This is a genomic window from Mastigocoleus testarum BC008 (assembly GCF_001456025.1).
GTDB classification, from domain to species: Bacteria; Cyanobacteriota; Cyanobacteriia; order Cyanobacteriales; family Nostocaceae; genus Mastigocoleus; species Mastigocoleus testarum.
This window is the reverse complement of the sequence record NZ_LMTZ01000162.1, coordinates 123,059-135,078: the sequence shown is the minus strand read 5'-3', so window position 1 is coordinate 135,078 and position 12,020 is coordinate 123,059. Positions and strand designations below refer to the sequence as shown.

The 12,020-nt window shown below is 38.2% G+C and carries 8 protein-coding genes; 3 read left to right on the top strand and 5 right to left on the bottom strand.

The features are described 5' to 3' along the window. Positions 1–440: 440 nt before the first annotated feature. A complete protein-coding gene (locus BC008_RS43625) occupies positions 441–1,325 on the top strand; it encodes a PD-(D/E)XK nuclease family protein (RefSeq protein WP_082650747.1) in 885 nt (294 codons plus the stop codon). After that, positions 1,322–3,616 (top strand): Piwi domain-containing protein, encoded by a 2,295-nt coding sequence (locus BC008_RS43620; RefSeq protein WP_027844945.1) that lies wholly within the window; start codon positions 1,322–1,324, stop codon positions 3,614–3,616. The genes BC008_RS43625 and BC008_RS43620 overlap by 4 nt, the downstream gene beginning before the upstream one ends. Before the next feature lie 52 nt (positions 3,617–3,668). On the opposite strand, the gene BC008_RS43615 is transcribed toward BC008_RS43620, so the two are convergent. Next, a complete protein-coding gene (locus BC008_RS43615; protein ID WP_058184788.1) occupies positions 3,669–4,910 on the bottom strand; it encodes an aminotransferase class I/II-fold pyridoxal phosphate-dependent enzyme in 1,242 nt (413 codons plus the stop codon). 262 nt (positions 4,911–5,172) lie between these two features. Between BC008_RS43615 and BC008_RS43610 the strand changes: the two genes are divergently transcribed. Then, on the top strand, positions 5,173–6,534 hold the full coding sequence (locus BC008_RS43610; RefSeq protein WP_027844944.1) for an amidase: 1,362 nt from the start codon (positions 5,173–5,175) through the stop codon (positions 6,532–6,534). 155 nt (positions 6,535–6,689) lie between these two features. Here the strand turns inward: BC008_RS43610 and BC008_RS45970 are convergent, their stop codons facing one another. The 4 genes from BC008_RS45970 to BC008_RS43595 form a co-directional block, all read right to left on the bottom strand. Then, positions 6,690–6,857 (bottom strand): NblA/ycf18 family protein, encoded by a 168-nt coding sequence (locus tag BC008_RS45970; protein WP_063800872.1) that lies wholly within the window; start codon positions 6,855–6,857, stop codon positions 6,690–6,692. A gap of 218 nt (positions 6,858–7,075) precedes the next feature. Further along, positions 7,076–8,635 (bottom strand): anthranilate synthase component I, encoded by a 1,560-nt coding sequence (gene trpE, locus BC008_RS43605; RefSeq protein WP_027844943.1) that lies wholly within the window; start codon positions 8,633–8,635, stop codon positions 7,076–7,078. A gap of 169 nt (positions 8,636–8,804) precedes the next feature. Beyond that, positions 8,805–9,227 (bottom strand): photosystem I reaction center subunit II PsaD, encoded by a 423-nt coding sequence (gene psaD, locus BC008_RS43600; RefSeq protein WP_027844942.1) that lies wholly within the window; start codon positions 9,225–9,227, stop codon positions 8,805–8,807. A gap of 332 nt (positions 9,228–9,559) precedes the next feature. Beyond that, entirely contained in the window at positions 9,560–11,575 is a 2,016-nt protein-coding gene (locus BC008_RS43595) for a DICT sensory domain-containing protein (RefSeq protein WP_027845344.1), read from the bottom strand. Positions 11,576–12,020 lie beyond the last annotated feature (445 nt).

The window sequence follows — 12,020 nt, the reverse complement described above, 5'->3', positions numbered from 1 at the left end:
TATGATTAACTTATCTTTAAAGTCAAATTTAGATATAATTACTGTTATAAATATGAGTAATTTGCTCTTTTAAGAAACTGGAAATAATTTTGATGTTTGAATTTTTCTTTTTTTTGTCGAGCATTTTTTCTTTAGTTATCGATATGCTAAGTATGCTCGAAGGTTCTGAGGTATTACTACTATCCACTGACTATTCTTGCTGACAAGTGGATAACATTCCGGATAGTATCCACTCGGATATCCGGGTGAATATCAACGTTAACCTACTTAAATTGTAAATATATATTAACTCATCGCAGGGTGTTTGTTGGTCAGAATTTGTAATAACCTTTCAATCGAAGAATCATTTAGTTGCTGAGCTTAAGTAATATTTGGGTTGAATAAAATAGTAAACACGAGCTACATAAACAACATAGTGCATACTTAAAAGCTTCTGCTCGATGAATCATCAGGTTTCTAATCCAATAAAATCTCACTCAACAAAATTTAAGCCAAGAAAATCTAATTCAAGAAAAATTTGGAACTTTGCTAGCTATAATCTTTTATCTTCTTTTTCTCCAGCAGTGGGTCTGGAGCATTTTCATTGCGATATGAAGCGAGGTTATACCAGAGCGCGAAAACGAGAACCCAAAATTGCAAAACTTCTGAAACAAAACAATACACCTCAACAGATAGGAATTCTTGCACAAAAAGGTGTTTATGAGTTGCATAAAGACTCTTCAATGCTTCACCGAAGAGATACTCTACAACTGGTAATAGAAACGATTCAATTAAGCTCATATTCTGATGTAGTCCGGGAAAGAGTCACTCAAATATTGAATAATTATTTGGAAAATCCGATTCTATTAGGTAAGAAAGTAATTAAGCTCAGTCGGGGTGATGAGGGTTTTCCAGAACCGATTTTCATTCAACAGGGTAATTATCTATTTAATTTATATGCAGCCATTGACTGCATTTTTGTCGAAGAAGACAATACATTGCATATTTTAGACTTCAAGACAGGTAAAACTGACTTTGATCGCAGACAAGCTTATATTTATCTATTAGCAGCGAGCTATCTTTATCCGCAACGAAAAGCGATAGCTTCTTTTTATAACCTAGAAAATTGCAAGCATTCAGAAGCAATTACAGCAACAGCTGAAGTATTAGAATCTTTCCAGATTGTAATGTCCAGACTTGCAAAGCAACATCAACAAGATTTGCAACGTTATCGAAAAAACTCTGCTGATTTCAAATACATATTTCCACCAAACCCTGGTGTGAGTTGTGGATTTTGTCCCTTCAGTTCTATCTGTGAATTTGCTGTTGTTGAGGTTGCTGCATGAATATTGCTATTACCAAACCGCTTCCGCAATCTGCGGTAACTCCAATATTTTTAAGTGAGATTTTACCACTCATATTTGAAGTTGATAATTCAAGATATAATTTAAAAGAGAATATAATATGTTTTCAAATTTTTCCAGAAGTAGGACGAGAAATTGGTAATCGTTTAAGCTGGCATTTGTGTCAAAAGTTTACCGAACTAATTGTTATTTGGCAAAATAATTTTTTCTGGGTTTTAAATAAACCTACTCAAATACCCCCTAACCATAAACAATTCAAAAAAGCTCTTCTAGAAATTTGTGAGGAATTAAAAAGAGATATTAGCAATAGCTACAATTTTAACTTTGCTTTCCATAACAATTACTCGGTTCAGTTGGTAGAAAAACCACAAATTACAGCTTCTACTCTTGCTCAGTTAGCGACTAGAATTTTAAAAATTGCCTGTCCATTCTCATCTCCAATTGCTTTTTCCCAAAAACAAGTAGAAGTAAGACGTGAAGCTAATTTTTGGGCAGAAATTATAGAACTAGAAGGTCAGTTTATCCCAGCTTTAACAATAACAGCTAAGAGTAACTTTAATTGTACGATTAATTTAGCTGAGTTTTATCAAAATCATTCCTATAAACAAAATCCCCAACAACTATTAGTCGGCTTAAAAGTTCAAGATATAGAACGTAGTAGTTTTGCTACCATTACCGGAATTGTTGGTACTGTTGGCGAACATAAAGAAAAATTAAAAGCAAGTGCAACTGGTACAATCAGTAAACAAGCATTAGAAGAAGCACCAGACGAACAACCATTAGTTTCTGTACAGTTTGGTAAAAATAAACAGCAATTTCACTATGCAATGGGAGCTTTACGTCCCTGTATAACTCTTGAAACAGCAATTAAACTTGGTTTGGAACATAACAAACTACTTAATGTAGCTAAAATCGTTCCTAGAGAAAGAAAAGAACTTTTAATATTATATAAACAGGAAGCTGAAAAGGTTTTAACTAATTATGGATTTGGATTAGGGAAAAGTATCAATAGTCGCAATTATCCACAATTATTTTGGCAACCAAAATTTAAAATCTCAGCAACTAAGTTACTATTTGGAAACAATATTACTGAATTTCAAAGCAATATACTTAAAGGTCTTTCTAGAGGTGGGGTTTATCGCCGTCATCAAAATTATAGGAATCCATCAGACAAAATTACTATAGCTGCATTGAAAATAGGTAATTTCCTGGTTAAAAATTCTTGTTTAAAGCAAGTACAAGAACGTTTACAGCAATATGGTTTTGAAAGTATAATTCCTCAAGAAAACGTTAAATCATTATATTTAGAAAACTTTACAACCATTGAAGCTAGAACTAAAGTCGAAGAAAAAATCAATGATTTGATGGAAAAGCATCCCGATATAGTTTTAGTCTTTTTACCACAGGAAGATCGTAATAGTGATGATACTCCAAATGGTAGTTTATATTCTTTAATTTCTTCGTGTTTACTGCGACGAGGAATTGCGAGTCAATTTATTTATGAACGCACATTGAAAGATGTCAAATTTCATAATATTCTCAATCAAATTATTCCTGGAATTTTAGCAAAATTAGGTAATTTACCTTTTGTATTAGCTAAACCATTAGAAATTGCTGATTATTTTATTGGTTTAGATGTTTCTAGGGCTTCTAAAAAGAGAAGTAAAGGAAGTATGAACGCTTGCGCAAGTTCACGATTGTATGGAAAACAAGGTGAATTTGATGATTATAAAATAGGAGACGCTTTGATTGAAGGTGAAGAGATTCCTCAAGTAGTATTACAAAATTTTCTTCCAGGAGCGAAACTTAAAGAAAAGACAGTATTGATTTACCGAGATGGACGATTTTGTGGTGATGAAGCTTTACATTTGAAAGAATGGGCTAAAGCTACAGGTTCTCAGTTTATCCTGGTTGAATGTTACAAATCTGGAATACCTCGACTTTATAATTGGGAACAACAAATTATCAAAGCACCGACAAAAGGCTTAGGATTGCGTTTATCTGCTCGCGAGATAATTTTGGTCACAACAGAATTCAAGTCTGAGAATGTAGGTTTACCTCTCCCCTTACGTTTGAAAATTCATGAAGCAGGACATCAAGTATCAATTGAAGACTTAGCCGAAACAACGCTCAAACTTACCCTACTCCACCATGGTTCCCTTAGGGAACCACGTTTACCCATTCCGCTTTTTGGTTCTGACCGTATTGCTTATCGACGGTTAAGAGGTATTTATCCCGGTGGATTAGATGGTAATAGGCAATTTTGGTTGTAATTGTTTATTACCATAGAATTAATAAATCTAGCACCACTTAATAATGTTTTTTTCAAACGACTTGATTAAAACTTTCGTGAGATTGTGTGTATTCTATTGCGGCTCGAAATTTAGGTAAAGAACGAGAAATCATATCTTCGTTCGCAGTCAGAGAAATACGGAAATAACCAGGTATTTCTTGAGGTGTACCTGGAAAAACAAATACATTATGACTCGCCAATAACTCAGCAAAATTACAGTCATTTTCCCAAGGCGTTCGCACTAAAAGAAAGAATGTCGCATCAGGTTTGTGCAGCTTGTAACCCATATCCTGCAATTCCTTGACCATCCAATCTCGTTTTGTTTGTAGATGCTCGATATTGGGGTTCAAATTGATTTTTTCTAGGTCAGCTAAGGCATACTGCATTAATACGCTGGGATAACACCAACCAAAATTACTTCCTTGTAAGATGCTAATTATTCGCCTTATTTCTTCCCGATTTGGCATAGTTGGAGGTAAGCCAATATACCCGATACGTTGACCGGGAGCCATGAAGGTTTTACTGTAACCATATACCAAGAAGGAAAACGGGTAAAACTGAGTAGGGCTAGGACAATCCCGATTGTCAAAAATAATGCGGCTAAAAGTTTCGTCGGAAATTAGATAAATAGGATTACCATAGCGCTTAGAAGCTTCGGTGAGTATAGCTGCTAAACCTTCCAAAGTTGCAGTAGAGAAAATTTTACCAGTAGGGTTATGAGGTGAATTGATGATAATCGCCCGAGTTCTTTGTGTAATTGCTGCTGCGATCGCTTCCAGATCGAGATCGAAGGTGCTTCTATCAACAGATACACTCACTGGAACTGCACCAGTTAAATGAATCATACGCCTATAGCCTAACCAGGGTGGAGCTATAATTATTACTTCATCTCCATCAGAAGCCAGCATTTGCAGACACATTGCCAAACCAACTACAGTACCATTAGTCATAAAAATATCTTCAGGTAAGATAGAAAGTCCGCGTTTGTCCTTAAGAGAGGTAGATACAGCAACCCGGGCTTCAGGAATATTTGTTTTGTAACCATACCAACCTTCATCCTGTGGTACGCTCCAATGTTGTAAAGCTTCTACAAATCCTGTAGGTGGCATTTCATGGGCATCACCCAAGGTAAAATCAATACTCTCTGGGTCATTTCGACGACTCATATAGGTCGTTTCAGCATAAAATTTACTTACAGGAGTTTGGTAATTTAATGCTTTCAGTAAACGTGGTGAGATAAAGTGAGTATTGCCTTCAGTTGCTGGATCTGGCACAAGCACAACCTCCGATTACAACAATCTTGGTAACAATAATTTAATTTAGGCGGTGTAGCTGTAAGTAGTTTAGTAAGAAAAATCATAACTTGTTTGTAATAGCGCTTTAGTCCTAAAGCACTACTAAGAGCCAAATACGTGTACTTTATGTTTATTCACATAGTTTAATTTTTTCTCGCCTACTTACTTATCAACGCATATATTAACAGTAAGCGATATCGTCATAATTTATTCGGTCTGAATATTTACATACTTTTAGGTAATGAATAACCTAGTATTTTTATCAGCTTCTCAAATTGCAAAATTAATTCGCGATTGTACTGTCTCATCAACTGAATTTATAGAAGCTCATTTTGAACATATTGCTTTGCACAATCCCAAGCTCAACGCCATTATTACCTTAAATCAAGAGAATGCTTATCAAAGAGCCAAGGAAGCTGATGAAGCTTTAGCAAGAGGAGAAATTTGGGGTCCACTACATGGTGTTCCCATAACCATCAAAGATAGCTTCGAGACCAAAGGATTACGAACTACCTGTAGTTATGAACCCCTAGCTAATTATGTCCCAACCCAAGACGCAACTGTTGTGGCTAGACTACGTGCAGCTGGAGCAATTATTCTCGGGAAGACCAATACACCAAAGTTGACGGGAGATTTTCAGACCAATAGTCCCCTGTTTGGAAAAAGCAATAATCCTTGGAACCTGGAATATACAACCGGTGGTAGTACGGGAGGAGGTGCAGCTGCTGTAGCTGCGGGATTATCATCGTTAGAACTAGGTAGTGATTATGGCGGTTCTGTTCGCGTTCCCGCACATTTTTGTGGTGTATTTGGCTTTAAACCTACAGAACACCGAGTGTCAACGTTTGGACATATTCCTGAATTACCGGGAAAACCAAAAACCATTAGGTATTTACAAACAGTAGGACCTCTAGCCCGTAGTGTGGAGGATTTACGGTTGTGTCTATCGTTAATTCAAGGACTTGACCCTCAACAGGAATGGTTACTCCCTATATCAAAAAATGAATATCATATAGTGGAGAATTTAAAGTCATATCGCTACGCTTGGACAGTAGGTTTTAGTATTATTCCTGCATCAACGGAAACGAAGATATCCTTAGAACAACTTGCATTATCTTTAGAAAACTTAGGGTGTTGTATTGAACAACACAACCCACTCAATTTGGATTTTAATTTAGCAAGCAAAACTTATGGCGAGATTTTCAGATTCGAATTAGGTATACCTACAGTAAATCAACAACAGTATGAAAATGCTCTTGAACAACGCAAAGACATAATTGCTCAGATGGAAAGTTTTTTAAATAACTGGGATGTTTGGTTATGTCCTGTTGTACCAATTCCAGCATTTACCCATCGGCGATCGGGAGAAGATATTGAAATTGATGGTAAGCAGTTTCCCTATTTGAGAGGTATTGGAGCTTACACCACAATTTTTAACTTAGCTGGGAACCCGGTAGTAGTGTTACCACTTAGCCGATCGCAGCAAGGATTACCCATTGGTGTGCAAGTAGTAGGAAAGCGTGGAAGTGATATGAAACTTCTCTCAATTGCGGAAAAATTGACCCAAATTACTGGAACTTTTCAAGCACCACCCGGATATTGATTTACAGCATTTATCTGTCCATAAATCAACGATGATTGCTATATTTTAACTTTCAAATACTTATACGGACGTGGTTATAAAATTCCAGATAATTTGATTGTACACTTTACAGATTAAAAGATATTTATTCTGGCGTACTAGATTGACTGTAAGTTCTATTTTTGTCCGAGCAACTCTTTGTAAATCTGTTCCTGTGCAATCATATGTTGATAGAGTTCGACTAAAAAACCTTGAGCTTGTTCGAGGTTCATTTGTTTTACCTTAGTCTCAAATACACGTATATTGAATTCTTGTTCCAGAGATAGTTTTTTAGGTTTCAACATAACCCTTCCCTCATATATCTTTAAAAAATAAACTTATGAAAAAACCTTATTTGTAGTTGCATGATGTCTGTCAGAACATAACGCAAATACCAACTTTATTGCTAACGGATATAATATGACTTAGATATAACAATAATATTTGATTTACTACTAATTTAATAGGGTGATTTTTTCGTTTTATGTAGTTTTTAGATGAGTTTTTACTGCTAAAATTAGATTCACTGCAGACAACGTATCGCTTCTAACAAACCCCGCGCCTTATTCAAAGTTTCCTCGTACTCCTTCTCCGGATCCGAGTCCGCCACTAAACCCGCACCAGCTTGGACACAGACGGTATTATTTTGTACCACCATCGTTCGAATTGCGATCGCACTATTTAATTGTCCTTCAAAATCATAATGTCCGTAAACCCCAGAATAAACCCCACGTCGACAAGGTTCTAACTCATGAATAATTTCCATAGCCCGAATTTTCGGTGCACCACTCACCGTACCAGCAGGAAAACAGGCTTTTAATAAATCCCATGCAGTTTTACTTGGCGACAACTTACCAATAACATTACTGACAATATGCATGACATGAGAGTAACGCTCAATTGTCATTAACTCATCAACCTTGACAGTACCACTTTCACAAACACGCCCCAAGTCATTACGTCCTAAATCTACCAACATCACATGCTCGGCTATTTCCTTGGGGTCTTGTAGCAAATCTTTCGCAAAAGCAGCATCCTCCTTTGCAGTTGTACCACGGGGACGAGTCCCAGCAATAGGACGCACTGTCGTTACGATACCTTCTTCTGGATCGCGATCTGCTTTTACCATCACTTCCGGGCTAGAACCTATGATTTGCCAACCATTGAAGTTAAAGTAAGCCATGTAAGGAGAAGGATTTATCTGGCGGAGAGAACGGTAAAGTGCAAAAGGGTGTCCGGTATATTTTGTAGAGAGACGCTGGGAAATGACCACCTGAAAGATATCTCCAGCCTTGATATACTCCTTAGCCTTATTGACACTGGCACAGAATTGTGGTTTAGTAAAATTACTTTTATAATCCTGCACATTTAGTCTACTTCGTTCCCCCGTAGTACTACTTCCCGGAGGTACCCACTCTACGATAGTTTTTTCCGGTTTCAAAGGTAAAGATAATTTGCTCACCATTTGATTTACCCGAATACAAGCAGATTCATATGCTTGCCTTAGATCCGTGTGTGGGTTACGTAAATCGGCATAAGCAATAGCCCAAATTTTGCGTTTGACCTGGTCAAATATCAATAAATGGTCTACTTGCATCCATAAACCATCGGGAAGATTTCTTTCATCTTGTAAATGAACGGGTACGCGTGGTTCTATCCAACGAATTAATTCATAACCCCAAAAGCCAAATAAACCACCAATTCCTGGAGGTAGCTGAGGTATTTTTACTGGTTTGTATACTTCGAGACATTCAGCTAAAGCTGTAAATGGATCGCCCCTGAAAACAACTTGCGAACCATCACGGTGAGTTTGAGTGGTATGGTAATTTGCCAAACTATCCTGTGAAGATGGGTCGTTTCTAGCTTCTAAAACCCACAAGGGGTCGCAACCAACAAAACTATAACGTCCTAATTGCTCTCCACCCTCCACTGACTCAAGCAAAAAACTATATGGTTGGTCTACACACACCTTGTACCACGCCGATACAGGAGTATCTAAATCAGCGACCCATTCCTGATACACAGGTACAAAATTACCTTGCTGCGCGAGTTCGGAAAACAGAGAAAAGTTAGGAGCAATCATTTATTGAGCCATAAGCATTAAATATTCAAATCTAGCAATTATCGCAAACTACCAAGGAGAAAGTTAATAAATAGGGAATTTATTTGTTTCATCCTTGGTAATTCTTAGCTAGTCAGCGTTGAAGCATAGCTTAGATCGGGAGTTTAATTTGAAATTTCCCCAATCTTAACTAAACATCGTGGGTTGCTTTACCACTAAATTTAATTGTTGCGGGGCTGGGATTAGCACCGATGTTACGAGGAACGTAACGTACCTTTTGGCGACCTTCATTAACTTTCTCAGGGAAGACACCATCAGCAGGGTGCAGGTACTGAGTTTCTCCGTTGGGATAAATTCGGTAAATTTTGTAGTCAGTAATTTTTAATGGTCTTAGTTTTCTTACACCCAAGGCGATGCAATGTTCTTTGCGAGGTAAATAAATAAGGTTTTCGCCTTCATTCATAACAGCTGCGCCACCTGTGGGCAATTCAAAAACTTGCTCTTTAGGGCTAGTCCAAGTAATGGCGTATTTCTCTTCTTCTTGTGCTTTTTGCAACAAGCCACCCGTATTACCACCAAATATTGGAGTTTTTCCAGTAAGTGTGTCTGCCATAAAGTTTCTCTCAAGGTTTTTACGGCATCGTAGCACTCCCGTCGGGCAAATATTGCGATTATGTAAGGAACTTTAACAGTTTTTAGTCATTTATTTTTTTTCCCAATGTTTATAATTCAATTTTCCGAACGCTAATTGAACACTCCGTAGGGGGTAAAATCAAAAGTTAAAAGTTAAAAGTCATTAGCATCGCGTGTCCGTAGGACATAAGTTAAAAGTCAAAACAGACGACACCCGTAGCAGGTTTGCGCACTGCGATCGCAGTGCGGGCGTACCCCAGTCGCCTATCCCCATATGCCGCTTGCGGCGGCACGCAGTGCTATCCCCAACCACTAATTACTATTAACTTTGGAGCGTTTTTGTCCCTGACTCCCTTCAAATACAGGTATGGTGAAGTGAAACTCACTTCCTTGGTCTTTACCTAATGACTTTGCCCAAATTTCTCCACCCCAGCCAATAACAATCTGGCGACAAATGGCTAAGCCTAGCCCAGTTCCACCTGCAGTTCGCCTCAAAGCTCCTTCTTCCTGGTAGAAACGGTCAAAAACTACCTCCAGGCGATTGGGTTCGATACCCCTACCAGTATCGGCAACAGTAACCTCTACCATGTGTTGCTTATTCAAGTGGGCAGAAATCTTAATTTGCCCCCCTGACGGCGTGAATTTGCAGGCATTATCTATTAATTTTGCTAGTACCTCAACTAACCAATCACCATCTGCTTTGACTAAAGGTAATTTTTTGGCAACATCAGTTGTGATTTCAGGTAATTCTTCTTGAACAACACGGGTATTAACCCTGCTCAGGGACAGGTCAATACATTCCTTTAATGTTAAAGATTCAGGATGCCATTCTACCCGTCCGCTTTCCAAATTAGAAAGGGTAAGAAAATCTTGCACTAATTTCCGCATTCTTTCAGAATCAGAAAGTGCTGTGTTTAACATCACCTGCCTGAGTTCTGCGGGCATATCAGGTTCGGTGGAAAGACTTTCCAAACACACTTGAATTGTCGAAAGGGGCGTGCGCAACTCGTGCCCGGTAATCGCAATTAAGTTGCTGCGGGTACGGTCGAGAGCTTCTAATTGCTGGTTAAGATCTTCTAAATTGGCGTAGGCTTCAGCTTGAATTAAAGCAGAACCGAGATGGGTAGCGATCGCTTTGACCATATCTACTTCTCCTGTCTGCCATTCGTGGGGAACTTCAGTACAGTAGTGCAATTCCACAATCCCCAACAATCTTCCTTGAAATAGTACGGGTTCTATCAACCAAGAACGAATTGAAAATTTTTCCACCAAGCGCCAAAGTTCCCTAGAACCGGTAACCCTTGGTTCGTGAATTACATCCGTGACACAAATTCCTTCTCCCTCCTGGACAACAGACTGAAACAAAGGATTATTAGCTAAGGGCCATTTTTTCCCCAAAACAGATACTAAACCATTATTTAAGAACTCATGTTCGATTGTCGCCTTATTGTCATTGGCTTGGGCACGATAAATTAAGCAACGTGAAGCTGCCATATTTTGCCCTAATTCTTGTGCTGCGACTTTTAAAACCTCTTGCGGATCCAAGGAGCGACGAATTGCAGTACTAATGGAATTTACCAATCGTTCTTTGCGAGCTTGAGCAGAAATCGAACGATAAGCTTTATGTAATTTATATTGGCTGGCTTGTAGATAGGTTACTAAGCGTTGGACAAAAGGATTAGTATCAATGTCACAAGCGTATTCATTATTTTGCTCTAACGTTGATAACTCTTGACCTCCTGTTGTCCCAATTCCCAACCTTTGCTTTGCTTGCTCGACTTTATCGGCTAGTTCGGGTCGATAAGTCAAAATTTTTTGGAGTAGGAAGTCTGCCGCTTTGAGACTTACTCCCCTTTCTGCAGTCCAAATTCCTTCAAATCTGCGGGCTGCGTCCATATCAAGACTACTAGCGACTTCCCGTATTTGCTTATGCTTTGCTAATGAACCAACGCTTTCACGACAAACCAAACAGGTAGCATAGTTCTGAGCAATTACAACTAAATGCCATTCCTGACTTAAAGAATCGTCTGGCTCGAAAGCAATTTTTTCATAATACTCTGAACTATTAGCAAAATCCGTTTCTGGCGCAGATAATACATAAATTTGATTGCTGATTTGTGCTAGACGCTGGTATCGATGTGCTTCCTGGCGATAAAATCTTTCCCTTTGAAAATTCGCAATCACCAATGGCTGCTCCAAAGTAGCAGCCAAAACTTGATCTTCCATTGCGTGAGAAAGTGCTGTCAGTGAAGCCTTAAAGTAAAGCTGGGGTCGGAGGTGGGGTAGCGCCTGTAGCAAATCACTTAGCACTGAAGTCGAAATGCTCATGAATGTTGTTTAGAGCCACAATCTGGACAACATCAACTCAGATGCATTGTACAAATTACAACGGTTTCCCAAGTTAACTACCATAGCTATTACACGTAAAGAATAGCAAAGTAAAGTTAATTTGAGAGATTGGCTCGATTCATTAATCGAAAGTAAGCCAAAAGGACTTTAATTTGCATACCTCGGTCGAATAAGACTCGATTAAATAAAAATATGTAGGCAATGCTGAGCTTTCCTTCTGAATACACAAATCAAAATGTATATCGCTCCAAAAACCGCCCGTAACAACAACACTTACTCTCGCAAGCATTTATTGTCTGTACAACACCTGTTACGATAATTCATCATCTCTATTACCATACTCTTTTAGGAAAAGAGCTTTCAGGCGATACAGTATTGCAAAGCTTGTTGCTATTTCCTGAAAATTATCAGATATCAACACTGT

Excerpts from the sequence above, each read along its gene's own strand:
- BC008_RS43620 (WP_027844945.1), top strand. The coding sequence starts at position 1,322 with ATGAATATTGCTATTACCAAACCGCTTCCGCAATCTGCGGTAACTCCA.
- psaD (WP_027844942.1), bottom strand. The coding sequence starts at position 9,227 with ATGGCAGACACACTTACTGGAAAAACTCCAATATTTGGTGGTAATACG.
- BC008_RS43610 (WP_027844944.1), top strand. The coding sequence starts at position 5,173 with ATGAATAACCTAGTATTTTTATCAGCTTCTCAAATTGCAAAATTAATT.
- trpE (WP_027844943.1), bottom strand. The coding sequence starts at position 8,635 with ATGATTGCTCCTAACTTTTCTCTGTTTTCCGAACTCGCGCAGCAAGGT.
- BC008_RS43595 (WP_027845344.1), bottom strand. The coding sequence starts at position 11,575 with ATGAGCATTTCGACTTCAGTGCTAAGTGATTTGCTACAGGCGCTACCC.
- BC008_RS43625 (WP_082650747.1), top strand. The coding sequence starts at position 441 with ATGAATCATCAGGTTTCTAATCCAATAAAATCTCACTCAACAAAATTT.
- BC008_RS45970 (WP_063800872.1), bottom strand. The coding sequence starts at position 6,857 with ATGTTGAAACCTAAAAAACTATCTCTGGAACAAGAATTCAATATACGT.